This window comes from Paraburkholderia sp. CI2, from assembly GCF_014201055.1.
Taxonomy (GTDB): Bacteria; Pseudomonadota; Gammaproteobacteria; order Burkholderiales; family Burkholderiaceae; genus Paraburkholderia; species Paraburkholderia tuberum.
This window is the reverse complement of the sequence record NZ_JACHDL010000003.1, coordinates 119,988-144,792: the sequence shown is the minus strand read 5'-3', so window position 1 is coordinate 144,792 and position 24,805 is coordinate 119,988. Positions and strand designations below refer to the sequence as shown.

The following is a 24,805-nucleotide window of genomic DNA, read 5'->3' as shown; positions in this document are numbered from 1 at the left end:
ATGGCTGGGTCAAACGAACGCGCCGCGCGCGACCTTCGGCGCGGCGTCGGGACCGCGCTCAGTGGGTGGACGGAAACGCGAACGTCGCACGCGCGCTGCCATTGCCGCGGACGTTCACGGTCTCCCTTCTGGTCACGCTGCCGTAAGTGGCGTTGACCGTATAGCGCCCTTGAGGCAGCCGCACGAGCATGTACGGCCCCTTCGACGTGGCCTCGAACACGGTCGCGCCGCCAGCTTTGGCAATCTTCACCTGGACGTCGGCCACATAGCTCGCCCCGGGACCGGTGAACTGCAGAGACAACGGCCACTGCCTTCGTGCCTGCCGCAGCGCAGTCGACTCGTCGCGACCGACTCCGCCGGTCACGAACGATATGTCGCCCTGCTGCTGCGTCTCGGGCATGCCGGTCCTATGGATCTCGCTGGCGCTCTGCGGAGCAGCCGTCTGCGACACTGCGACGCCTGCCTGAGCCAGTGTGAACGCCGCGGCGAGCATCATGGACGCGATCCGGGGAGCGTTTCGTTGCATTTTCATCTTGACTGCTCCTTACAGTATTGCCGACGGTTCGTCGGACGGAAGAACGCTTGCAATAGGTTGGAAACGCATCGCGCGCCGGGTATCGGCCACGAGCGAGGGTGCCTCACGACTCGAGTAAGAATACCCGTCAATTCTGTTTGGCGTCTTCATGGACCGGAGCTGGGGGGCCACCTGCCGTTGAGGTCCCGGCTTGGGCAGGAGGGACGCGTGGCATGCGGATACCCGCGTAGGCGATCGCCACCGTCAGCAGCGGACTTACCACGCAAAATACGGCATAGGGCGCATAACTGAGTGTCGGCACGCCAAGGGTCACCGCCATAAACGCGCCGCAACTGTTCCAGGGGATCAGCGCGCCTGTGGTCGTGGCCGAATCACCAACGGAACGCGATAACACGATGGGCGCGTAGCCGCGTGCCGCGAATGCATTTCTGAACATCCGGGCCGGCAGCACGACTGCGATGAACTGGTCTGCCGTAACGATGTTCGTCGCGATGGTCGCCAGGACCAGGGAGCCGACCAGCGCCCCACCGCTCCTGGCCCAATTGACTACCGGAGCAATGAGGCGTTCTATCGCACCGCACTTCTCGACCACCCCTCCGAATGCCAGTGCCGTGATGATCAGCCAGATAGTATTCAACATGCTGTCCATACCGCCGCGAGTGAGGAGCGTATCAAGCACTGGATTTCCAGTCGTGGACCTGTAGCCGCTCCCAAGCGCAAGCCATACGCCTTTGAGCATCGCAATCGGGATCGGCACGCCCTCTCGCGCGGCGGCAAATGCGAGGACTCGCGCTGGCTCGACGAAAACGGCAACCACGCCACCCGCCAATGCGCCAAGAAAGATGGTGGTAAATGGCGGAAGCCGGAACAGCGTCAGCACGACGACAAGAATGAGCGGCAGGAACAGCACGGGCGATATGTAGAATGCGCTCTGCATTGCCGCAACCTCCGCGCTCGCATCGAAGGCGCCCGGGCGGCGAAGCAGATAAAACACGGCCAGCGTGATGACAATCGCGACGAGTGATGTCAGCAGCGTCTCTCGCACGTGTTGATACAGGTCGACACCGGCGGCAGCGGCCGCAAGATTCGCGGTGTCCGAGAGCGGCGAAGACTTGTCGCCGAAATAAGCGCCGGAAATCACTGCACCGGCCGTTATGGCGGGGCTCAGGCCCATGCTGTGCGCAATGCCCATCAGGCCGATTCCGATCGTACCCACGACAGTCCACGAGGTCCCAATGGCGAACGAGATCACCGCGCAGATTCCAGCCGCCGTGACGTAAAAGTAGTCCGGGTTCAGCAATTTCAGCCCGTAATAGACCATGGCGACGATCGTGCCGCTGAGCGCCCACGTGCCGATCAGCGCGCCGACTGCGAACAGGATGAGAATCGCGCCGATACCGGAACTGACACTGGCATTCGCGGCCTCCCCCAGCGAAGCGAGCGAATGACCGCGACGCCAACCGACAAATACGGCCAGCATGGTCGCCACGACGAGTGCCACCTGGTTCGGCCCGTTCGCACCACCATCGCCGAACAGGTAGAAGGACAGACTGACGAGAAAGACGAGGCCAGCGATCGGTATCAGTGCTTCGAGCATCGTGACCGGCTGGGGTGACTCGCTCCGCTTCATCGCCACGCTCCGTTCGTTTGCTGGGTAGTCCAAACGTTGCCATCCAGACCGCCGGGTAGCCGGTGAATCATCGAAACATGCGCGAACGGCTGCTTTGATTCGATGTCACGGCGCAGGCGTGCGGCCCTCGGTCCTGCGACTCGGCAATGGCAGCTCCGGCGGGCTCGCCGTTGCTTAAAGCATAGGAAAGAATCGTTGCTGCGTGAAGAATTGCAGGATTCGTGCCGAGCATCCCGCCTGCGGTTACAGGCTGCCGTACCTACTCTCTCTCAGCGCGAGACCTGCAGTCAACGGCAGCTCACGAGGCGTAGCGAAAACCGACGTCGCCCCAGACGCTCCAGGACCGCTGATCTCGAGCGAGCTCGTCCGCGCGATGGCGCCGACAATCGTCTTCCCGCTAATCGTCACAGTGCCGTTGGACTTGATCTGCAAATCCGCAGTCCTGCTCGAACCGATCACGAGGAGCGGTGACGTGAGCAACCCACCGTTCGACACCACGATCGTTCCTGCGGATGGCGGCAGGCCGCCCGAGGCACCATTGAAGGCGAGGTAAGTCCCGCTGCCACTCGTCGGCCTGCCACCGTCAGTGATCGTCAGCATGCCTACACTGCCCGGACTGACACCGACACCGAGAAAGGTTCCGGCGGAAAGCGTGCTGCCGGCGCCACTGACGACGGCCGTCGCCGTCGATCCGCCCCCGTTCTGCAGAGTCCCGCTCGAACTGGAAACGGCGCCCCCATTTGTCACGCTCAGTTGCGCAGGTCCGCTGTTCCCAACAATAAAAAAGCCCGCGTTCGTATACGTCGAACCTTCACCGGCAACTGTGAGTACACCGCTGCTGCCCGGGTTGTAACCGACGTAGCTCCCTTCCGACTGCAAGTCCAAGGCTTGCTGCCGCTACACAACCCAGCCGAGGTTTCAACTTTTCATAACCGATCGTGGTTATTCATGCCTTGCAAGGATTATGATTTTTCGTTAATTAACTGTGCGCTGATTGTGTGGGTCTACCCCGCATAGACGGAACAACGACGGAAGAATCCGACACTAATTCGAGAAAAAACGACCGTTTTTTCCCCAGGCAGAAGTGAATATCCGACGGGTAACCGCAAAATTCCAGGTCAGTGAAATCCCAGTTTCAATGATCTGCGGCGGCAGAAAAACTCGAACTGGTCAATCGTTCCGGCCAGTAACAACTCGCCGGTTTCAATGGCGCGATTCATTTGGCATAAAGCGGCCGGATTGGGTTAATCGGCCGTCCCGCGAATTGGTCGGCGGCGCATCCGCGTTCGCAGCGAGGAACTCACGTGATCGCCGACATGACCCAAGCCGTCACCAAAACACCAAGTCGATTAACTTCCAGACGGAAGTTTTATGATTATCCGGTTCAAGTCGATGACTCTCACCGGTCGACGTATCCAATATAGTCAACGGGGTGCGGCGGACTTGCGCTGCTGCTTTGGTAAGAGCAAAGCGGGCGAGCGCAATGCCGCAACGATGTCGCCCGACCGCCCACGTGTTGGACGCAGACGGTAGTCGAACAGGCAGCGAGCGCTACCTGGGTATGCCGCTTGCGAGACCCAGTAGGATCCTTCCCACCATGTCGTGTCATGTCCACCGTACTGCTCATCGACGATGACCTTGAAAACCGATGCGCGCTGCAACTGGCGTTGGAGAGTCGCGGACACCGTGTTGTGCTCGCGGAGAACGGATGGGACGCACTGCAGAAGGCCCACACGGATTTTCCGGAACTCGTTATCACCGATTTGGAGATGCCGGAAATGGACGGCAAGGAGCTTTGCCGGCGTCTGAAGTGTCAGGCGGTGTTTTCCGGCTTACCGGTGGTGCTGCTGTCGGCTATGCCGGAACCTACGGAAGGGATTCGCTGCTGGACAGCGTTCCTGCGAAAGCCGGCCTCGATAGCGGCGTTGCTTGACGCCGTCGACAGGTACATTGCAGCGCGCCTGACCTATACGCGGGCACCACGCGACTCCGAGTACCCCGCCGCGGCGCGCTGGCGAGCCATCGATTCGCGATGCTGGCCGTAAAGCCCAAGCTGTTGGAATGCGAAGCCCCGGGTTAATACACGCAGCAAGGCGGTGTTTGCTGTACGGCCGAAAGCGGTGAGATTGCTGAAACCCGGGTTGAGCCATCCACCTGGGTTTTCAGATTTGACTGGAATGATGCAACGGTCGTGACCCATCACATCGTCAGCAATGAGCCCGTACAGGAACCGTCGCTACAGAGCAGCGCCTGCGCGCTGACACAAGGTAAAAGATGGCAAGAAATTTCGTCCCCCTTCTCGCGGGCGGCAACAGCGCACACCTATTGTTTGCCACTTCCTCCGGGCATGCCTCATGCTGCACGCAGGTCAGAGAAAGCAGTTCCCGAACGGGAGACGATCATTAAGTTGATAATGGCAGGAATCAGCGCAATTTCCATCATCGCTAGCGCTTGCGCATTTGCGCAGACCAACACCGGCAACGCTGCGCCAGCACACCGTGATACTCAAAACGCGCAGCCGGGTGCCGCTGGCCAGAGCATGGGCCGTGCTGCGGACGCCGGCAACAGCAAGCCCGCCAGTGGCACATTGATGCAGAAGCGTGAGCACGCGATGTCGCCTCAAGGCGCGTCAAACTCGAACGCAACTGGCGCGATGAAACAATAATGGCGACGCGAGACCCCGATGGCGTGCACGAGCGCGTTTTCTCGATGAGATCTGACCGGGTTCCAATGGTCGAGGCTGATCGCGCGCATGGAGCAGCCCGAGCCGAATAGGTAATCGGGGCGCGCACCCTTCCTGTTGCGACGATGCCGCGGATTTGCTTCATGCAGTCGTGGTCGGTCTGTGAGGACCGGCGATGGAATGGGCGCGTCTCGGCAGGTGTAAAACCACCAGCAAATCCCCACATAATTCGTGGCATGCCCGTTACCAAGCCGGGCTCGCCTGCTACGCCCGGCGCGGCAGACGTACGGCGAATGCGGTCTCTTCTTTATCGGACCGCGCCTCGATCGCGCCGTGATGCGCCTTGGCGATTTCGCTCGCGATATACAGCCCGAGCCCAAGGCTGCCTTGCGCGTCCTCGTTGATTTTTCGCTCTGGACCTCGCTGAAGAGGGTCAAAGATGCGCTCCAGCAACAGTCCCTCGATGGCTGGTCCGCTATTGCAGACTTCGAAGCGCACCTCGGCCTCGTCGCCAGTCACCACGACGCGAACGGGCGCGTCTCGCGCGCCATATCTGAGCGCATTCAGAACGAGATTGCCGAGCAGTTGCTGCAGACGCGGACCGTCCCAGACACCCTGAACGTCACCGTGCACCTCGAGCTCGATCTGCCGGTCTGGATGGACTGCGCGCAACTGGTCCAGCTCATCGGTGAACACTTTCGTCAGATCAACGGGAGCAGGTATGACGTTAATACCTAGCCCGAGCCTTGTTCGGTTGAAATCGCACAGATCATCCAGAAGTGCCTGCATCCGGGCGCCGCTGCGCACCAGACGGGCTGCAGCTTCTGAAACGCGCTGCCCCGCGTTGAGCGCGGACAGATATGAAGCTGTCACCTGGATCGTCTGCAGCGGGCTCCGCATGTCGTGTCCGAGCATCCCAAGCAACAGATTGCGAGCCTGATCGACTTGTGTGCTGAAAAAACCGACTGATTCGGCCAGCGCCTGATCGATGGCCTCATTGAAACGGATGATGTCATCCAGATGAGGCGCATCGGGCTGACACTCATCCATCCACAAACGCAGCACGCTTGCACGCAAAGCGCGGTATTCCGCGGCCAGCTGGTTGATGTTGAAACCGCCTCGAGCGCGCAGGACCGCATGGGATTGCGCAGCTGTCTCCGGCGCATCCGTCAGCCGGGGTGCCCGCCCCAAGGATTTTTCGTGCTGCGCTTCCCTAGTCTGCGAAGTCTGCAAATCTCTGGCTACTGCTTCCAGAATCTGCTGCGCGTGGTCGCGCAACGCGAGGGAGCCCATGTTGCCAGCGGCTGGCAGCAGCGTGGCGGCAAACGCCTCCCACTGCGCCAGAATGGGCTCCATTTCCTGCACGATAAAATCGGACAGTCGCATGCCTGCTCCGGCGAAGAAATTGAGGAGATTTTTAGCCGAACCGATATTACGCGCCAGTTCGTCGCGGGATCCATCGGGTTTACACCGTCTTGGACTACCTGGAGGTAGTCCATGTACTCGTAATGAACCGCCTGGATTTTCTCGACAGTGGTGAGCGTTCGTGTCCGGCCTTTCATGAAACGCCACAACGATTCGCCGCACGCCCCTGAGCGGGGAGAACTGGAGCGGCAGGTCGAATCGCTTCGACGCGATATCCGCCAATTGCAGCTTGAACACGACATCCGGGAGAAGACGTTGCTGGCCGGGGTGGCTCTCACGTACGCGCGACGCGAAACTGATTCGGTCGATGTCGCGCAAAGGGTGTTCGCCCGACAATGCGGCCCACGCAGTCTCCGACGGCTCTTTCTCTTTAGACCTGACGCTTAGGTGATCCGATGTCCGTACGGCCCCCTGCTTTTCGAGTTCTACTCTCTCGGGTACTGCGGCCGTCAAGCAAAGGCACCGGTTTACCAGAACCGATGGGCAAGCGATTGGATCGAAACGCGTGACCAACACCCCGCTGCATCTTCCTCTGATGGCGAATGGCCGGCCTGCACGCCAATCCCTCTCCCGTTGCGTCCGTAGGTGAGACGTCTGTCACCCGAAGCGCGCGTGCAGCCAGTCCTGCGCCCAGTTCTTCGCATAGGCTACCGCGTCCTCGCGTGCGTCGAAGCCTGCCAGATCGCCACTCGAATGAATCTCGTACCCGGTGCCGTCGGCACGGCTGCCGCTGATGCGTGCGTGGGCCATGTACTCGCCGTCGGCCCGCCGGGGGGTCGGGTCGATAACGATCAGGGTGGAATTGAAGCGCATGGTATTCCTTTGGGGTTATCGCTCGATTGCGACTGTCGCAGAGGGGCGTCGAAAAGCGCGACCTAAGTGCTCAGCATGGCCATGATTTGTCCGGCCTCGCGATCCGAATCGCAGCTTGCCATGCCGCGTTCGCATAGAAGCGCACGAATCGACATGAACATCAGAAACGCGCCCGCATCGATCTCGTGACGGTGGTCATGGATGAGGCTATCCAGTTCGCCCTGCGCGCCGGGCGGCAGAAACCGATCGACGATGTCAGCACCATTGCACCGAATCCATTTCAGCAGGTCGTTTCTTTCCATACCAGACTCCAATGGTTGCAACGGCTCTGAGTCAACCACCAGCGGATGAAGTTCGAGCCTGCGGTAGAGACGGGAACCGGTTGTGATCGGTACCTTTGAGGCCGTCTCATTGTGTAGCGGAAAAGACGAAGCGTAGCGACGTGGGCCACTGCGTCCGCAGCCCTTCAGGAGGTCGGCCACGTCTCGGTTTTGGGTGAAAGCGGATCTCCGGTTCCGTCGGGTAAGCAGCTTGGGGACGCGAGGAACGGTCGCAGGTCGAGTGACGATTTCATGCTACGCCCATTGATGGATTTGTACAGATAAACTCGTGCTCCAGGCGCCGTCAGAGCATCACGGGGACCATGCAAGTCAACCCGGCACTTACGTACCGCAGCGCCGGTAGGCGGCGGCGATCCGAAGATCCACATCGGACTGCCTCTCTCCTCAGGCTCATCATGTGGCGACGCAGAGTGCGCCTCCGACATGCGCGGCAAGCAGTCTCGACGTCAACAATTCAACGACGGCGAAACGAAGCGCGCGAAACTGCAGTGCAGCCCCGTTCGCCCTTTTTGGCGGAAATCGATTCACCCTTTCGTCAGGTCATAAGGCGTTCCAGCGTTACCCGGCCGCCTGCGAGGAGACCGATGCGATGTTTGCGCCTCTGGCACGACGCGGACGCGCCCGCGACCACGCCATTGCCGAGCGTGACACGCAACGGCTATCCGGACCGACTTCATTTCGGGGGTACGTGTTCGTCGCGGAACCGCCGGGAACGCGTGGCCCGATTGGGCGACGAGACGGCGTGAGCCAGCGACGCCAATTGCTGCTCGACTTGCAGGTCTGCGGTACGTTTTTGCAGCCGGCCACATCGAATCTTCGGGGATGGCCAAATCGCGAATCGTTCGGGAGGATGATCGCCGGCGAGCGTCCCGAACAGCATGTCGATCGCAGCCCTGTCCCGCTATTGCGGCAATGAGGTATGCTCACCGCCGGGTAAAGGGTCCGTTGCGCAGCGGAATGCGGCCATACCGGTCGCCAAAGAGCGGGAGGTGCCGGCCGCCTTTTATGTGCGAGCGGCGATCAGATCGGCCATCAGGCAGACAGTAATTCGTCGCACGATCGAGCACATCGATGGATGCTGTCCGTCAGCGGCGTTTTCATATGTCGATGACCGAAGCGCCGCTCACCTTTCCGTCGACGATGTCCTTTCCCTGCTGCCGGGCGGCTCGCCTTGCCGTACCGAAGTCAGAGAACGTATGCGTTTGGTTCAGCCTGAAGACCCGGCTTGCGGAGGGAATTGCTGTCGCCGCCGGACGACATATCCGTACTGCAATTTCGTAACCTTCCGCGTAACGGGAATGTCCGTCAAAGCGACTGAATGTGCGGGGAAAGACAAGGGGATGAAGTTCGTACCCCTTGTAGAGAAGAATCGGGTGTGTCGACATGTTGGTCACTCCACAGGGTATGGCTCACTATACGCTGGAACGGGTTACATCGGGCCGCGCAGACGCGGAGACTGTTACCAGAATTGTATTGACCGATAGTACTGTCGCGCGTACCTTGAAACGTGGGGTCGGCAAAGCGGGGCACTGCCCGGATTGTCATAGCGTTGGCTTAGATGGCCGGCGACGACTGCCTGCCTGGTTCCACCTCTGCGCTTACGTTGCAAACCCTTCAAGAACACCACGATCAACAGCGTCTGCTTGCCACGCGCGATGAGGCTGGCCAAGGATACGGGAGCGACCCACTTCGTGAGTTCGGGACAGTGTGGTGCCCGATCGGACAAACGTGAGCGGAATGCCGGGTGAGGGAACGCTTGCGGATGTTAAGCACGAAGCTCGGGTATCCGCGTACCGGACAGCTAGCCAGGAAACTTCGTTCCGGTCGCCTCGTCGGTGTGGCTCGGGGGCGTATCTCCTTCGGCCAAACCTGCACAACGATCAAAAACGTGCTGCTTGCTGCGGCCAAAAGGAGTGACCTGATGACAACCATTCGCCATTATCGCGGTCTCGATATTTCCCTACTCGTGTATCCGCATCGCACGACTCAACCGGGACATGGTCACAATTACGAGGAAGGATTCGATGCGTCGATTCGCATCAGCGACCCGGATTCCATGACGGACAACCCGCGAAGTCGCTTATTCCGTGTGCCCGGCAAGAGGCCCTTCTTGAATGCCGGCGACGCAAGGCGCGCGTCGGTGGCCTACGCCGAAATGCTGATTGATACTGACGGCTTTGCTCGCACCATCCTGGAATCCCCCTGAGTGCTAAAGCCAGAACCCGAGTCTATGCAGAAGGTACCCGTGTTCGCGCGCGCCAGGGGCACGCCATCAACAATGTGTGTGATAAAGAAGTTGACCTTCTGATCGTCAGTCGCCACATGCTCGGCAGGCTATGCCGGTGCGACCGCATTGCTGCCAGTTCCGGTCATCGCCTCCTCAGGCGTCGACCACGAAGTAGATACCGTCATGCCCGAAGGGAAGCCATGTCCATTCCATCTCGGCCGCATAGTGACCGATGGGTGATTGCCGTCCGCCCGCGCCTGCGTCCACACTTCGACCCATTCTGAAAGCTCAAAGAAGTTCGCACTGAGCGCCCGGCTCAAATCGGAAAGTAACCGATCGATCGCGCGTGATGTTTGCGCGCGCCTTATTGCACGCGTCCTGACGCCTAAGATGCGTTGAGCGTGCAGAACTGGCGCGTCTCCGTTAACCGCGCGTGTCGACCCAGTTGCGTGCCCAGCGTGTCGAGTGCTGCAACGCCTGCTCCTCACTCGTGAAGTAATCGAGCGAATAGAACTGGTAGCGGCCGTCCGCGCGCTCGCTATCGGCGCGTTCTAGCAGCAGGTTGGAGGAAAAACTGCCGTCGGGCAAACGATGCGCCGAGGGCTGGACGGCATAGCCGTTGTATTGTTGAATTTGTTTGTTCTGCATTTTAGTTTTAATAATGTCGAGTGCGCGCGTGCCTTGCGAAATGTGCACAGGTACGCCGATTCAAAGGCATCTCAGGCCGAATCTGAAGCAGTCGGAAAGCGAAGACGTGGCGCTAATGCCAGAGGGGAAAATGAGCGCAATGAGACGTATGGCGCTTGGCAAGATGCCGGCGAAACCGATGCAGCCAGGAGCGAACACGCCACTTCGGGAAACAACGCTCCGTAAGGATGTCCCTGCAACCCGGCGTCCGTCGCGGAACGCCGGGCTCTTCAAACTTTACAGCGGCTTGATGTTAGCTGCCTGCAGACCCTTCGGGCCTTGCTTCGTTTCGAAGCTCACCTTCTGATTTTCAGCCAGCGTCTTGAAGCCGTCGCCGCTGATTTCGGAGAAGTGAGCGAAAAGGTCGTCACCGCCCTTGTCCGGGGTGATGAAGCCAAAACCTTTGCTATCGTTGAACCACTTAACGGTACCGGTATCCATGAAGAATCCTTGAGAAAAAACGGGAAAATGTGCTCCGTTGAAGAGCGTATGAAGCGTCAAGGAGGGAGAGGACAACGAATACCGCTGAGGAGCGAGCAATTGATGAACAGCAATCGAACTTCTTGAACTTCATGCGACACCCTAACCGCCAAGTGGTACCAGCGTCAATACTTATCTTGTAACTGTTTCACGAGGCGGGGCCGTTTTGCAGACGAAGCGATCCAAAGACCGGGTGCGCTGCTCGAAGCTGCGAACCGGCACGCCTCGATCGATTTACGGATTGGCATACGATTTCGCTGTGCCTGTATGGCCAACATGCTCCACATGCAGAACGGACGCCATGTTGTCGCAATCGCAGTTAGCACAAGACACGCTCCCGAGCAAATTGAACAGGCGCTATCGTTGAAGGGCTGTCCCCCCACCCGTTAAGGCTTGGCAGCAGAAATCTGCGAACGTCCCAAGCTGGACACAACGCATACACCTTCTGAATTTTTGAATTCGCGCAGTCACAGCTACTGCGCCATCTGCAGATCCACGATCGCTGCGGCGAGAAACCGTGCTGCTTCGCCGCCCGTGACGACCCGATGGTCGAACGTCAGACTAAGCGGCAAGATCCGATGCACGGCCGGAACGCCACTTACCGCCACGACCTGCTCGTGAATGCGCCCCGCTCCGAGGATCGCGACAGTGGGCGGCACGACCACGGGAGCTGCGTATTTGCCGGCGATCATGCCGAAGTTCGACAACGTGATCGTATTGCCGCGCAGTTCCTCCGGTGGAATCTTGCGTGCCCGGATGTCGACACGCATCCGGTCGAGGCCGCCGCGCAGATCCGCTGCGTTGCGGTGCGCAATGTCGCGCAATACCGGTACAAAGAGGCCATCCGGTAGATCGACGGCAATGCCAAGGTCGATCTTTTCCAGTACGTGGCGCCGTCCCGCATGTCCGTCGAACCATGCGTTGAGCCCGGGTTCGGCGCTGCATCCTGCTACCAGCGCACGGATCAGGCGGATCGTCACATCGGTATGTGGCGGCCACTCATGAATGTCGGCGTCGTCGATGACGGTCGCGGCCGCCACTTCGCTCTGCGCGCGCGCCATGTTCTGCGCCATCGCGCGCCGCACGCCGCGCAGCACTTCGGGCGGACCGAGCTGAGCAAGTATCTTCGCGACGCGCTGCACGTCAGCCGCCGTGATGACACCCTCCGCCCCCGACGGTGTCACCATCGCAAGATCGACATCAAGCTTGCGCGCGAGCGCCCGCACCGCCGGGATCGCCTTGATTGTGCCGACACCCGTGCCCGGGCTGCCGCCGAGCGCCGCCGGCGCTTCGCGCACCACATGCTGGCCGACCTCCATATGACCGACCACGGTACCGGCATCGGCTTCGTCGGCCGCTCCTTCGAATGCGACGAGCGGCGCCCCCAGATGCACGATATCGCCGGGCTGGCCGAACAGCTTCGCGACTCGGCCGGATTGAGGCGACGGAATATCGACGATCGCCTTCGCCGTTTCCACCGACAGCAGCCGTTGATCCGCGCGAATGTCTTCGCCGCTCCTGACGTGCCACTCGACGATCTCCGCTTCCTGCAAACCTTCGCCGAGATCAGGCAGTTTGAAGATTTTCATGGCATCCCTACGCTTGCAGCGCCTGCCTGACCGCGCCAACGATGCGCTCAGTGCCTGGCATGTATTGATTCTCGAGTCTGTACAGCGGCACCACCACGTCATAACCGGTGACGCGCTGCACTGGTGCGAGCAGCGAGTACAGTCCGCGCTCGGCGATGTTGGCGGCGATCTCCGCGCCGACCCCTCCGGCATGCGAGCCCTCATGCACGATCACGCAGCGTCCGGTTTTCGCCACCGACGCGAGAATGGTGTTCATGTCGAGCGGCTTGAGCGTCGCCACGTCGATCACCTCGGCCATTACGCCTTCCTGCGCGAGCAGATCGGCCGCGGCCTGCACGTCTTGCAACGCGCCTCCCCAACTCACCAGTGTGACGTCTGCCCCATCGCGCAACGTAAAGCAACTGTCGAGCGGCAGCGCTTCGCCGTCATCCTCCACCGGCTGCCTGAAGAGCCGGTACAGCCGCGTCGGCTCGAAGAAGATCACCGGGTCCGGGTCCCGGATCGCCGCCAGCAGCAAGCCGTACGCGCGTGCTGGCGACGACGGCGTCACGACGCGCAGCCCGGGTATGTGGGTGAACAGCGCTTCAGGGCTTTCGGAATGGTGCTCCGGTGCGTGAATGCCTGCGCCGCATGGCGCACGGATCACAAGCGGACACGTCAGTCGTCCGCGCGTTCGATGCCGCAGACGCGACGCATGATTCAGGATGTGATCGATGGTCGGATAGACAAACCCGGCGAACTGGATCTCCACAACGGGCTTAACGCCCATCGCCGCCATGCCGATCGCGCAGCCGGCGAGGGCGGTTTCGGCCAGCGGCGTGTCGATCACCCGCTGAGCGCCAAAGCGCGTCTGCAACCCGACGGTCGCGCGAAATACGCCGCCGTTCACGCCAATGTCCTCTCCGAGCAGCACAACGGCAGGGTCGTGCGCCAGTTCATATGCGAGCGCCTGATTGAGGGCCTCGACCATGTTGAGGTCAGCCATCGCCGTGCCCCTTAGCCGGCGCGAAACGTTGCGCCATCGCCAGTTGCTCACGCATCGCCGGGGGCAACGCCTCATACAGGTGATCGAACATCGCGGACGGGCCCGGAGGCGGTATCGCCAGGTACGCGTCGACGGCCTGCTCGACCTGCGCCCGGCACGCCTTACCGAGTTCCTCGTCCTGCGCCTTGGTCCAGACGTTCACGTGCATCAGGTAGGTGCGCAAACGAAGCAGCGGTTCGTATTCCCATTGCTTGCCGATGACCTCGGCGTCGCGATAGCGCGTCGCGTCATCGGCCGTCGTGTGATCACCAAGGCGATAGCTGAGCGCCTCGATCAGCGTCGGGCCATCGCCGCGGCGAGCCTTGGCGAGCGCCGCGTGGACAACCTGATGCACGGCGATCACGTCGTTGCCGTCGACCTGCAGCCCCTCTATTCCTGCAGCGATCGCTTTTTGCGCGAGCGTTTGCGCAGCGCTCTGGCGGCTGCGTGGTACCGAAATCGCCCACTGGTTGTTATTGACGACGAGCACAAGCGGCGCCTGCCAGACACCGGCCATGTTCATCGCCTCGTAGAAATCGCCCTTGGATGTGCCGCCGTCGCCGAAGATCGCCACCGCAACGCGCGGCTCGTGACGCAGCAGGAACGCGTAGGCTGCGCCGGCCGCATGGCACACCTGTGTGCCGATCGGCACACAGTTCGGAAAATCGTTACGGGGCATGCTGAAATCGCTGCCGCGCTCGTCGCCGCCCCAATACAGGAGACTTTCCGTCATCGTGACGCCGCGCAGCAATTGCGCGGCGTGATCGCGGTACGAAGGGAACAGCACGTCGTCGGGCTGCATCGCGCTGGCGACACCGACACCGATCGCCTCCTGGCCGACCGACGACGCAAAGGTGCCGAGCTTGCCGGTACGCTGCAGCGCGACCGCCTTCGTGTCGAACGCCCGTGTCAGCACCATCGCGCGATAGAGCGCAATCAGCGCCGCCGGGTCACGTGCGAAGGCTGGCAATGACTGGACAGGCTCGCCATCGGGGCCAAGATATTGCGTATAGCCGATATGAAAGCTGACAGCCGTCGTCATGTCCGCCCCCCATGTTCTTTCAGATTTCAAATACGTGCCGGAGTTCGCGCGCGAGCGCTACCGCGTTTGTGCCGTCAGAGTTCGGCGCGTACCAACTTGAGTTTAGGCAAGGGAAACACGTACAGGGGGCCAATTCCTCGCCGCCTCAACCACACGCGGCACGGCAGCCAGGAATACGAACGCCCGATTGTCGCAATGCAGCAGCGGGTGGCCGGTTGCGCGGCCCCGGAAGCAGACGGGAATTGGGCCGGCATCCCGCCGGCCGCGGCCGCTCCAGGCGAATATCGGCCGGGCAGAATCGGACGAAGACCGGAACGCGCTCGCTCAAAGCACCTTGCATCCAGCGAGGAAGATGCGGACCGCCTCATGCGCGATTCTGTTGCGCTCCGATGCGCCGGGGCGCCTCCTGGTGGCGCCAAGCAGCAGCCGCGCGCGGACCCCGCCGAGTACCAGGTGTAGAAACTGCTCGGTAGCCAGCGCAACGTCATCGAGTTGCAATGCGCCATCGGCGACTGCCGAACGAAGATAGTCCGAAAGCGGCTCCATGCCGCGTAGTCCACCCGCCTTGTTGTAATACCCGCTGATGAGTTCGGGAAAACGATAGGCCTCGGTCAGAAGCAGGCGATGCAATGCGATCATGTCAGGCCGCGTGCCCACATCCAGCAGATGGAGCGCGACCTTCTCGAGGACGTGCTCCGGACGGCGCGCATCGAGCACGATATCGCCGAGCTGCGTGATCCATGAACGACGCAGCGTCTCGACGATTGCGCTGAACAGGCCCGCCTTGCTGCCGAATCGATCGTACAGCGTTTTTTTTGCAATACCCGCCTCTCGCGCGATGCCTTCAAGGCTGGTCTCGCGATATCCAGCGGCAAGAAAATGGCGCTGCGCAACATCGAGCAGGCGCTGCAGACGAATTTCGGACTCTCGCAGCGTAGGACGCCCGCCTGATCGGATAGGTTGAGTCTGTGTTTCGCGCGTCACGATCCAGGCCTATTGACAATGTCTACCGACGGCGGAAACTATACCGGCGCGTTTCCGTCAAGCTACCTGGGACTCGGGGCGAGGTCAATGGTCGATTTCTTTATCGAGCGTCCGATCTTCGCATCGTCGATCGCCATCATCATGGTGCTCGCGGGGCTCATTGCCTGGTTCAACCTGCCGGTGGAGCGGTTTCCGCAGATCACGCCGCCACAGGTTCTGGTCAAGTCGACCTATACGGGTGCGAGCGCGCAGGTCGTGGCGGACACCGTCACCGCGCCGCTCGAAGAGCAGATCAACGGCGTGCCGGGTATGAGCTACCTGTCGTCGGTGAGTGCCAACGATGGCACGTCCACGATCACCGTCACGTTCAACGTCGGCTACAACATCGACATCGGCGCGGTCGACGTGCAGAACCGCATCTCGCAGGCGACGGCGCAGCTTCCCAGCATCGTCAATCAGGCCGGCATCACCATCCAGAAGCAGAACCCGAACTTTGTTCTGGCGGTGAATCTCTATTCGCCAGACGGCTCGATCGATCCTGTCACCCTCAGCAACTACGCTTATCTCCAACTCGTCGACTCGCTCAAGCGCCTTCCCGGCGTGAGCGATGTCACGATCTTCGGCGAACGCCGCTACTCGATGCGCATCTGGCTCGACCCCGACAAGCTCGCCGCGCTCGGCATGACAGCCACCGATGTCCAGCATGCGATCGCCGAGCAGAATGTGCAGGTCGCCGCAGGCAAGTTCGGCGAGGCGCCGGCGCCGGCGGGCACGACATTTCAATACCAGATCAACACCCACGGCCAGTTGGCGGACGCGCAGCAATTCGGCAATATCGTGCTGCGCGCCGGCACGGCGAGCGACGCAACTGTGTATCTGCGCGACGTGGCGCGCATCGATCTGGGCGCACTTCAGTACACCTCTAGCGCCTCCGTGAACGAACACCCGGCGGCGCTGCTCGCCGTCTTCCAGTTGCCGAGCGCTAATGCGCTCGACCTCGACCAGCGTGTCAAGGCCACGATGCAGACGCTTGCAAAGCGCTTCCCGAAAGGGATGGCGTGGGGCATCACCTACGACACCACCATGTTCGTGTCCGCCTCGATGGTCGAGGTGATGAAGACGCTTAGCTTTGCGCTGCTGCTGGTGCTGGGCGTCGTGTTCCTGTTCCTGCAGAGCTGGCGGACCACGTTCATTCCGATGATCGCCATTCCAGTGGCGCTCATCGGCACCCTCGCGATCATGCTGGTGCTCGACTTTTCGCTGAACACGGTCAGCCTGCTCGGCATGGTCCTCGCTATCGGCCTCGTCGTCGACGATGCGATCGTCGTGGTCGAGAATGTCGAACGCCAACTCGAGAGCGGGCTTACGCCCATGGCTGCGGCCAAGGCGGCGATGCGGGAAGTGACGGGGCCGATCGTTGCCACCTCGGCAGTGCTCGGCGCCGTGTTCGTGCCGATCGCCTTCCTGCCGGGCGTGACGGGCCGTCTCTACAATCAGTTTGCGTTGACCATCGCCATTTCGGTGGCGCTCTCGGCGTTCAATTCCCTGACGCTCAGTCCGGCGCTCTGCGCGTTGCTGTTGCGACGGGACAGGCCGCCACGGTTCATCCTGTTTCGCAAGTTCAATCAAGGCTTTAACTGGGCGCGCAGCCACTACGCGAATTCGCTGCGCGGCTTGATCCGGCTGCGCTGGCTCGCGCTGGCGGTCTTCGCGTGCGGCCTGGGTGTGACCTGGCTGCTCCATTCGACGATCCCTTCCGCCTTTTTGCCGGTTGAAGATCCCGGCTATTTCTATGTGATTACGCAACTCCCGTATGGCGCTTCGCTGCAACGCACCGAAGCCGTGGTGGAGAAGACCCGCGCGATCCTGAGGGCGACACCCGGCGTGGCGAACGTGCTGTCCATCAGCGGTCTGAATTTCATCACTCGCAGCACGACGTCGAACAGTGCGGCCCAGTTTGTGATCCTGAAGCCGTGGGACGAGCGAGGTGCGAAGCAGAGCGTCGCCAACCTCATCGCCACGGTACAGCCGAAGCTCAATCAGATTCCGGAGGCGGTGGCGCTTGCACTGATTCCACCGACTATTGCCGGCCTCGGCACCTTCGGCGGCTTCGATTTCGAAATCGAGGACCTGAGCGGCCGGGGCAGTGCCGCACTCGGCGAGGCGACCCAGGCCTTTCTCGCCCAGGCGCGGCAACAGCCCGAACTCGAGCGGCGCACCCTGCTCACCAGCTACAACACCTCGACGCCGCAATACGATTTCAATCTCGACCGCGTGAAGGCGAAGCTGCTCGGGCTCAACCTGAGCGATGTGTTCAAAACGATGCAGATCTATCTAGGCTCGCTGTACGTGAACAATGTGACGCTGTTCGGCCGCACCTTCGAGGTGTTGCTCGAGGCCGACGACAACGCCCGCGGGAACCGCAGCGACCTGTCACGGCTCTACGTGCGCAACGCCGCGGGAAGCATGGTGCCGCTGGGCACGCTCGGCCGGCTCGAACCGACGGTGGGGCCGGACACGGTGCCTCATTACAACCTCTACGGTGCCGCGGAGATCACCGGCAGTGCGGCGCCGGGCTACAGTTCGGGCCAGGCGATCGCGGCGATGGAGCGCGCAGCGCGCGTTTTGCCGGCGGATTTCGGCTATGACTGGACGGGCATTACCTATCAGGAGCTGCAGGCCGGCTCGGTCGCGGGCATGGTCTTCGCGCTCGCGCTGTCCTTCGTGTTCCTGTTCCTCGCCGCGCAATACGAGAGCTGGACGTTGCCGTTCACCATCATCCTCACGGTGCCGCTAGCCCTGTTCGGCGCGCTGGGGCTGCTGTGGCTGCGCCACATGCAGGTCGACATCTATGCGCAGATTGGTTTCGTCCTGCTGATCGGGCTGGCGGCGAAGAACGCGATCCTGATCGTCGAATTTGCCAAGCGGCGCCGCGAAGCCGGCCTCGATATCGTCGCGGCGGTGACCGAGGCGGCCCGCCTGCGTCTGCGCCCGATCCTCATGACCGCGTTCGCGTTCATCTTTGGCGCCGTCCCATTGATGATCGCCTCCGGCGCGGGCGCCGCGAGCCGCCGGTCGATCGGGACGACGGTGGTAGGCGGCATGCTCGCCGCCACCCTGCTCAGCCTGGGATTCGTGCCGATCTTCTACACGGTGATCGAGCACTTGCGTGAGGCCGTGCTCAAACGTATCGGTCGCGCGCCTCGCGATGGCGGCGAGGCGGCGTCCGGGGATTGATCGGGGAGCAACGGCGCAATGAGAGTCGGCAAACTTCGCGTTGTAGCCACAGTCCTGGCGATCGCCGTAGTCGTCTGCGTCCTGTCGTTCACAGGTGGGGGAGCGCGACAGGCTACCGGCAGCCCGCCCGCGCCGGACCCAGCCGCCCCCACCGAGGTGCCCGTAACCCAGGTGGTCGAGCATACCGTGCCGGTTTACCTCGAATATGTCGGCACCACGGACGCGATCCGCACCGTCACGCTTCAGGCGCAGGTGACCGGCTACCTGGCGAAGCAGGGGGTGTCCGATGGCTCGGACGTGAGCAAGGGCACACTCCTGTATGAGATCGATCCGCGCAGCTATCAGGCGGCGCTCGATCAGGCGAGGGCGCAGGCCGCAAAGGATGCGGCTGCGCTCGAATATGCCATCGCCAGCCATCGCCGCAATACGCTGATGAGCGAGACGGGCGACGTGTCGATCGATACGCTGCAGCAGTCCGCGAGCACCGAGCATCAAGACCTGGCCGCGCTCGCGGCGGATCATGCGCTCATCGAGACGGCGCTGCTCAATCTCGACTTTACGAAGATCCGCGCGCCGTTCTCCGGGCGTCTCAGCCTGAGTCAGGTGCATGAAGGTGCGCTCATCAGCAGCACGGGGACCCAGCTCAACACCCTCGTGCAGCTCGACCCGATCTATGCCACCTTCAATCCGCCGGACACCGATCTCGCCACCATCCAGCAGGATCAGGCGAAGGGGACCATCGCGGCCGAGGTCATCGTCGGTCAGGGCGCGAGCCCGCAGTACCGTGGCAGGCTCACGTTTCTCGACAACAACGTGGGGCGCAGCAGCGGCACCATCACCGCGCGCGCGACCGTCGAGAACCCGGATCACACGTTGCTGCCGGGGCAATTCATCCGCGTGCGCCTGCACGTCGCGGACGCACCCAACACGCTGCTGGTGCCACAAGTGGCCGTCGGCTCCAACCAGCTTGGCAAATACGTCTACGTCGTCGGCGCAGACAAGCGGGTCGAGCAGCGCTACGTGACCCTCGGCTCGGACTACGGGCCACTTGTCGCGGTCAGGAAGGGCGTCGTTCGGGACGATTCGGTCGTTGTCGGCAATCTCCTCAAGCTCAGCCCCGGCATGGCCGTGAAACCGGTTGCGGCGAAGCCTTCGTAAACGGCCCGTAACATGAGGAGCGCGCAGCAATGACATCGAACCCCGGCTTTGCGCGTCACCCCCGGGCAGCATGTTGCCGTAGCGCCGCCTGCGCGGCGCTTTCGGCGGCGACGCTGCTTGGCGGCTGCGAAGTCGGACCTGACTTCGCGCCACCGGGGCCGCCGCAGGTCAGCGGCTATACGCGGGAGCCGCTGCCGGAGCGAACCGTCGCGTCGGACGTCCACGGCGGCGAGGCGCAGCGCTTCGTGCAAGCTCTCGACATTCCGGGGCAATGGTGGACGCTATTCCACTCGGCTGCGCTGAACGCACTCGTAGAACGTGCGCTTGAGGCCAACCCGAGCCTGCAGGCGGCGCAGGCCACCCTTCGCGAGGCCAACGAAGCGCTTTACGCAGCACAAGGGGCGCTGTTCCCGACGGTGAGTGCGGACATCTCGACTGCTCGCGAGAAGATTTCGGGCTCGCCGTTCGGGATCTCGACCACGGTGCCGGTCTTCAGGCTCAACAACGCCTCGGTGAGCGTCACCTACCTGCTCGACATCTGGGGCGGTACGCGCCGGCAGATCGAATCGCTCGCCGCGCAAGCCGAGTACCAACGCTTCGAACTCGAGGCGAGCTATCTGAGCTTGACGTCGAACGTCGCCACGGCCGCCGTACAGGAGGCTTCGTTGCGGGCGCAGATTGCAGCCACAGAGGAGATCGTCGACATCGAGACGCAGCAACTCGCGGGATTGAAACGGCAATTCGCGATCGGCGCCGTCGCCAATGCGGCGGTACTCGCGCAGGCGGCCACGCTGGCGCAAACACGCGCGCAGTTGCCGCCGCTGCAAAAGCAACTGGCGCTGACCCGCAATCAGCTCACGGCCTATCTTGGCCGCTTCCCGAGTGACGAGCTGGTCGAGACGTTTGACCTCGCGTCGCTGCAGTTGCCCGACACGTTGCCGGTCAGCCTGCCGTCGACACTCGTCGAGCAGCGTCCGGACATTCGCGCGTCGAAAGCGCAACTGCACGCCGCAAGCGCAGAGATCGGCGTCGCGACCGCCAATATGTTGCCGCAACTCACGCTCAGCGCCGCCTATGGCAGCGAGACCAACGATGCGCTGTTTTCGCCGGGAAGCGCGATCTGGAACCTGGGAGCGGGACTCACGCAGCCCCTCTTCGAAGGTGGAACGTTGCTGCACCGGCGCCGCGCCGCAATTGACGCTTTCGATGCAGCAGCGGCGCAGTATCGCAACACCGTCATCTCGGCGTTTCAGAACGTGGCTGATGCGTTGCGAGCGCTGCAATCAGATGTGGACGCAGTGGTGGCCGAGGCAGCAGCCGAGCGGGCGGCGGCGGACAGCCTCGCTGTGTCCCAGCGCGAGTTCCACATTGGCGCGATCAGCTATCTTGCGCTGCTCGACGCGCAGCGGACGTACCAGCAGGCCCGCATCAGCCTCGTCCAGACTCAGGCCACCCGGTATTCCGATACCGTCGCACTCTTTCAGGCTGTCGGCGGCGGTTGGTGGAACCGCAGCGATGTGGTGCGTGACCGCGGCTAATGATCCTCATCGCGGGCATGCCCTCCCGTCGCCCGGAACCATGCGGCACAGTCATGGTCCTGACAAGCCATTCCGGACCGCTCGGATTGTCATCCTGTCGGCCCGCAAGCAGACCGTGGCCAATCTGGTTCGAGTGGTTCAGAGTGGCCGTAAGTGGAGGGTCGACCTTCTGCAACGGGGCGCCGGGTGCTTTCCAAGGCAGCCCCGTTCAAGCCTGGCGGTTCAGACGCCGGATGAGGCATACTTCGCGACGTTGCCGATCAAATCGGCAGCATCATTGCCTCGGACGTTCCACTTAAAATCTCAAAAGATTGTCCGAACGAGCGAGGTCACCTCCCGGAAGACTGGACGCATCACCGCCGACAAAACGCAAATCGTGGCGCCCAGTGAAAGCCGAATCAGGAACGCCATGCTCACCGCACGGCGATCCGGGAATCAAACCTCAATCGGCGTTTGTGCCATCAAACTCCGCGAGTTCAACCCAGTTCGCGCCCTTGCCGATATGACGCGGAAAAGAGGTAACGGCCGTTTGCGTCCGTCGAGATATACGCCATGCTATCCGCAAGCGGCGCCCTGCCGAGTTCGATCAGCCGGCCATCGAGCGGATTGACCGCAAAGCTCACCACGCGATAAGGCTTCGAGCGCAGTCCTGCGTAGAGCCGGAGGTGATCCGGCGAAAACGCCATCGGCATCACCGTTGCACCGACAGACACAGTCTCCACGGGCGCAAGCGAGCCGTTCGACTTGTCGAGACTGAAAACCGAGATATCCCGGCTATCTGCATTCGATACATATGCATACGTCGCGGCCTGTGACACGCAGGAGAGGGAAGCACCGGCAATCAGAATTGCGGTGGCGCCCAGCACGCCTTTAACGTTCATGTTCATACTCCAGTTAGAAATGCCTTAGATTGTCTGAATCGACCAGCGCTTTGCGTCGGTCAATCGGAGCCTCTATTGCGCGGCGAGGCGGAATGCCGAGACTGCATTCGTCATTGACTGCGCCTGCTGTTCGAGCGCACTCGCGGCAGCGGCGGCTTCTTCGACGAGTGCCGCATTCTGTTGAGTCACCTGGTCCATCTGCGTCGCCGCCTGGCCGACCTGTTCGATGCCCGTGCTCTGCTCGATCGTTGCCGCCTTGATTTCATTCATGATGGTGGCCACGCCGCGCACGGCGCTAACAATCTCCTTCATCGACTGACCCGCCTGCGCGACCAGGCTATTGCCGTTAGCCACGTCCTCGACCGAGGCGCCGATCAAGACCTTGATCTCTCGGGCGGCGTCCGCGCTGCGCAGAGCCAGACTGCGAACTTCGCTTGCGACCACGGCGAAGCCGCGTCCCTGCTCACCGGCCCGTGCCGATTCGACCGCCGCATTCAGCGCAAGGATATTGGTCTGAAATGCGATGCTGTCGATCATCCCGGTGATCTCGGCGATCCTCCGCGAACTCTGGCTGATTGAATTCATGGTCTGGATGGCGCGCTCGACCACTTCGCCGCCCTGCTCGGCGACATCGGCTGCGCTCGAAGCCTGTGCACTTGCCTGCTGCGCGTTATCCGCGTTCTGTTTGACGGTGGACGTCAACTGCTCCATGCTGGCCGCGGTTTCTTCCAGTGCCGCTGATTGCTGCTCTGTGCGGCTCGACAGATCCACATTGCCCGCGGCAATCTCGCGCGCGCCGCCGTAAATGGCCTCGCAACTGTTGCGCACGTTCGCCACTGTCTGAGCCAAACCACGCTGCATCCGCTGCATCGCCGCGAATAGCTGACCGATCTCGTTGCCGCTCGCCCCGGGGATGCGCGCTGTCAGATCATTCGCCGCGATTCGATCGAGCAGATTGGCGGCGTCGTTCAGCGGAGTCGTCACGATGCGCCGCAGCGCGAAATGCGCAGCGACGATCAGGACCAGCGCCGCGCTCACTCCGAAAATGACCAGGCTGACGACCCACGTATATTCGCGATCGACCTGCGCGATGGCATCGTTCGACAACGTGTTAGCCATGCTCTGGAATTTCTCGACATTCACCGAATACGCCACACCGATTGACGTAATGTCGTGATCGTTGATAGCGGCGTAGGCGTTCGTATCGCCGGCACGCAGAGCATCGGAGGCTTTCTTCAGAATCGCGGCGAGGTTGACTGACGATTCGATCAACTGCTGCTTCAACCCGTCGTCCTGGCCACGAAAAACGGCGGCGCTTCGAAACGACTCGGTTTCCGCAGCCGCCCGGTTCATCGTCGTTTCGGCGCTCTTCAATGCCGAGTCTCGCGTCGTCTCGTCGTTGCGCTCCTTTAGAGCTGAGTAGGCTCGTGTCAGCGCGGCTCGAGTGCGTGTGGAGTCCTTGTATGCGTCGTTGACGAGAATTTCCTGCGTCGCAATCTGATGGATGCGGTTGAGATTGGCATTCGCGCGGCTGAGCGTGCCGACACCGATCACGCCGCCCAGCAAAATCATCGCCGCAAAGATCAGGAAGACAGTCAGGAGACTATTTCGAACCGATACGTTTCTCATGCCGCTTTTCAACCCGGCGTTGTACGATGACCTGTTTATCGGCAGATTCCGCGATCTCTTCAGAAAATGGGCATGCAGATAGGCTTTATGCCGGGACATCAGACTTCTGGCGGGGCGCTTCAAGGGTCTTCGTTGCCCCCGTGCGGCGCTTTGACCAGCGGACCGATGACAGTGCGACCCTCCGCGTGACACCTTGAAACCCGCTCGCCCGGGTATTGGGAGGATTGACAGGCTCAGACATGGGAAAACTTCTTCAGATACCGTCTTCGGCTAACGTATGCAGTTCGTGGGAAACTGCAATGCCGATAGTCAGATACTCGTTCTCTCGTACCTGCGCAATTGCTACGCCTGATTCGCCTCGCCAAATCGACGCGAAGGGTTGCCCTGCCAATACAGGTAGCTTGTAAGCCGAGATGCGCCGTATCCCTTCGCCACTCGGCCCGCTTTTCAGCCCACCATTTAGCGCTTATCGAATCAGGATTTCATAGCCGACATGCGAAACGCGCCATACATCAAAAGCCGATTGCTGATCGTCGCGGCGTTCGCATTGCCAGCGTTCGTGTTCACCAGCGGCTGTAAGTCCACGGTGACGCCGCCCTTGACAGCGCCGGGGAAGATCGCCGCTGACGACGCTGCGCTCGCCGCCCGGGTGAAGCAGGCGCTCGTCGCGAACCCGGAACTGAGACCCTTGCCGATGAGCGTCGCGACGTATCGAGGCGTCGTGCAGTTGTCAGGATACGTGGATTCGGAGGCACAGATTCAGAAAGCGCTTGCCGTGACGCGCGGCGTGCCGGGGGTGCAATCCGTGAGCAACGATCTGCACCTCAGGCCGCAATGACGCGCGTTTGCCGGAAAACAGATGAACCAGGCGCGGACGACCTGGACGAACATCGACAGATCGT

The 24,805-nt window shown here is 61.7% G+C and carries 21 protein-coding genes and 2 pseudogenes; 7 read left to right on the top strand and 16 right to left on the bottom strand.

Going from position 1 to position 24,805, the window contains the following annotated elements; all coding sequences use genetic code 11:
* Positions 1–58: 58 nt before the first annotated feature.
* From HDG32_RS06270 to HDG32_RS06260, 3 genes are all read right to left on the bottom strand, one after another.
* Positions 59–532, bottom strand: coding sequence for a carboxypeptidase regulatory-like domain-containing protein (locus HDG32_RS06270; RefSeq protein ID WP_184064458.1), 474 nt, complete (start codon positions 530–532; stop codon positions 59–61).
* 130 nt (positions 533–662) lie between these two features.
* Positions 663–2,165, bottom strand: coding sequence for a Na+/H+ antiporter NhaC family protein (locus HDG32_RS06265; RefSeq protein ID WP_184064455.1), 1,503 nt, complete (start codon positions 2,163–2,165; stop codon positions 663–665).
* A gap of 243 nt (positions 2,166–2,408) precedes the next feature.
* Entirely contained in the window at positions 2,409–3,050 is a 642-nt protein-coding gene (locus HDG32_RS06260; protein WP_184064452.1) for a hypothetical protein, read from the bottom strand.
* Between the two features lie 722 nt (positions 3,051–3,772).
* On the opposite strand from HDG32_RS06260, the gene HDG32_RS06255 reads away from it, so the two are divergent.
* Together HDG32_RS06255 and HDG32_RS06250 are read left to right on the top strand one after the other, a co-directional pair.
* Positions 3,773–4,210: a response regulator gene (locus HDG32_RS06255; RefSeq protein ID WP_184064449.1), complete on the top strand. Its 438-nt coding sequence runs from the start codon at positions 3,773–3,775 to the stop codon at positions 4,208–4,210.
* A 146-nt stretch (positions 4,211–4,356) separates the two neighbouring features.
* On the top strand, positions 4,357–4,830 hold the full coding sequence (locus HDG32_RS06250) for a hypothetical protein (RefSeq protein WP_260336016.1): 474 nt from the start codon (positions 4,357–4,359) through the stop codon (positions 4,828–4,830).
* Positions 4,831–5,112: 282 nt separating this feature from the next.
* Here the strand turns inward: HDG32_RS06250 and HDG32_RS06245 are convergent, their stop codons facing one another.
* The 5 genes and pseudogenes from HDG32_RS06245 to HDG32_RS06225 form a co-directional block, all read right to left on the bottom strand.
* Positions 5,113–6,234, bottom strand: a complete 1,122-nt coding sequence (locus HDG32_RS06245) for a sensor histidine kinase KdpD (RefSeq protein WP_184064446.1) — start codon at positions 6,232–6,234, stop codon at positions 5,113–5,115.
* A gap of 636 nt (positions 6,235–6,870) precedes the next feature.
* Complete coding sequence (locus HDG32_RS06240; protein ID WP_184064443.1) at positions 6,871–7,086, bottom strand: hypothetical protein; 216 nt, start codon at positions 7,084–7,086, stop codon at positions 6,871–6,873.
* Positions 7,087–7,148: 62 nt separating this feature from the next.
* The gene (locus tag HDG32_RS36245; protein WP_260336015.1) at positions 7,149–7,568 is read right to left on the bottom strand and encodes a hypothetical protein; all 420 of its coding nucleotides are present in this window, start codon (positions 7,566–7,568) and stop codon (positions 7,149–7,151) included.
* 313 nt (positions 7,569–7,881) lie between these two features.
* Positions 7,882–8,153, bottom strand: a pseudogene (locus tag HDG32_RS36980) (translation initiation factor IF-1).
* 371 nt (positions 8,154–8,524) lie between these two features.
* Positions 8,525–8,812 carry a hypothetical protein gene (locus HDG32_RS06225; protein ID WP_090810393.1) on the bottom strand — a complete coding sequence of 96 codons (288 nt, stop codon included), beginning with the start codon at positions 8,810–8,812 and terminating at the stop codon, positions 8,525–8,527.
* Positions 8,813–9,348: 536 nt separating this feature from the next.
* On the opposite strand from HDG32_RS06225, the gene HDG32_RS06220 reads away from it, so the two are divergent.
* Entirely contained in the window at positions 9,349–9,633 is a 285-nt protein-coding gene (locus tag HDG32_RS06220; protein WP_184064440.1) for a hypothetical protein, read from the top strand.
* A gap of 444 nt (positions 9,634–10,077) precedes the next feature.
* Here HDG32_RS06220 and HDG32_RS06215 read toward each other — a convergent pair whose 3' ends face one another.
* From HDG32_RS06215 to HDG32_RS06190, 6 genes are all read right to left on the bottom strand, one after another.
* The gene (locus HDG32_RS06215; RefSeq protein WP_184032310.1) at positions 10,078–10,302 is read right to left on the bottom strand and encodes a hypothetical protein; all 225 of its coding nucleotides are present in this window, start codon (positions 10,300–10,302) and stop codon (positions 10,078–10,080) included.
* A gap of 276 nt (positions 10,303–10,578) precedes the next feature.
* A complete protein-coding gene (locus HDG32_RS06210) occupies positions 10,579–10,782 on the bottom strand; it encodes a cold-shock protein (RefSeq protein WP_012428559.1) in 204 nt (67 codons plus the stop codon).
* 512 nt (positions 10,783–11,294) lie between these two features.
* Positions 11,295–12,410 carry a dihydrolipoamide acetyltransferase family protein gene (locus tag HDG32_RS06205; protein WP_184064437.1) on the bottom strand — a complete coding sequence of 372 codons (1,116 nt, stop codon included), beginning with the start codon at positions 12,408–12,410 and terminating at the stop codon, positions 11,295–11,297.
* A 7-nt stretch (positions 12,411–12,417) separates the two neighbouring features.
* Positions 12,418–13,395, bottom strand: a complete 978-nt coding sequence (locus HDG32_RS06200; RefSeq protein ID WP_184064434.1) for an alpha-ketoacid dehydrogenase subunit beta — start codon at positions 13,393–13,395, stop codon at positions 12,418–12,420.
* Positions 13,388–14,476, bottom strand: coding sequence for a pyruvate dehydrogenase (acetyl-transferring) E1 component subunit alpha (gene pdhA / locus HDG32_RS06195; protein ID WP_184064431.1), 1,089 nt, complete (start codon positions 14,474–14,476; stop codon positions 13,388–13,390). Before pdhA ends, HDG32_RS06200 begins: the two co-directional genes overlap by 8 nt.
* A gap of 324 nt (positions 14,477–14,800) precedes the next feature.
* Positions 14,801–15,460: a TetR/AcrR family transcriptional regulator gene (locus HDG32_RS06190; RefSeq protein WP_311539610.1), complete on the bottom strand. Its 660-nt coding sequence runs from the start codon at positions 15,458–15,460 to the stop codon at positions 14,801–14,803.
* Positions 15,461–15,547: 87 nt separating this feature from the next.
* Between HDG32_RS06190 and HDG32_RS06185 the strand changes: the two genes are divergently transcribed.
* Genes HDG32_RS06185 through HDG32_RS06175 form a run of 3 tightly spaced genes read left to right on the top strand, consistent with a single transcriptional unit; the run spans position 15,548 to position 21,393 of the window.
* A complete protein-coding gene (locus HDG32_RS06185; protein WP_184064428.1) occupies positions 15,548–18,697 on the top strand; it encodes a multidrug efflux RND transporter permease subunit in 3,150 nt (1,049 codons plus the stop codon).
* A gap of 18 nt (positions 18,698–18,715) precedes the next feature.
* Positions 18,716–19,855, top strand: a complete 1,140-nt coding sequence (locus HDG32_RS06180) for an efflux RND transporter periplasmic adaptor subunit (protein ID WP_184064425.1) — start codon at positions 18,716–18,718, stop codon at positions 19,853–19,855.
* A gap of 29 nt (positions 19,856–19,884) precedes the next feature.
* Positions 19,885–21,393 carry an efflux transporter outer membrane subunit gene (locus tag HDG32_RS06175; RefSeq protein ID WP_184064422.1) on the top strand — a complete coding sequence of 503 codons (1,509 nt, stop codon included), beginning with the start codon at positions 19,885–19,887 and terminating at the stop codon, positions 21,391–21,393.
* Positions 21,394–21,893: 500 nt separating this feature from the next.
* On the opposite strand, the pseudogene HDG32_RS06170 reads toward HDG32_RS06175, so the two are convergent.
* Positions 21,894–22,280, bottom strand: a pseudogene (locus HDG32_RS06170) (lactonase family protein); the annotation flags it as partial.
* Positions 22,281–22,346: 66 nt separating this feature from the next.
* Positions 22,347–23,903: a methyl-accepting chemotaxis protein gene (locus HDG32_RS06165; protein WP_184065012.1), complete on the bottom strand. Its 1,557-nt coding sequence runs from the start codon at positions 23,901–23,903 to the stop codon at positions 22,347–22,349.
* Between the two features lie 493 nt (positions 23,904–24,396).
* Here HDG32_RS06165 and HDG32_RS06160 point away from each other — a divergent pair, with 493 nt between their 5' ends.
* Positions 24,397–24,741, top strand: a complete 345-nt coding sequence (locus tag HDG32_RS06160; protein ID WP_184032291.1) for a BON domain-containing protein — start codon at positions 24,397–24,399, stop codon at positions 24,739–24,741.
* Positions 24,742–24,805 lie beyond the last annotated feature (64 nt).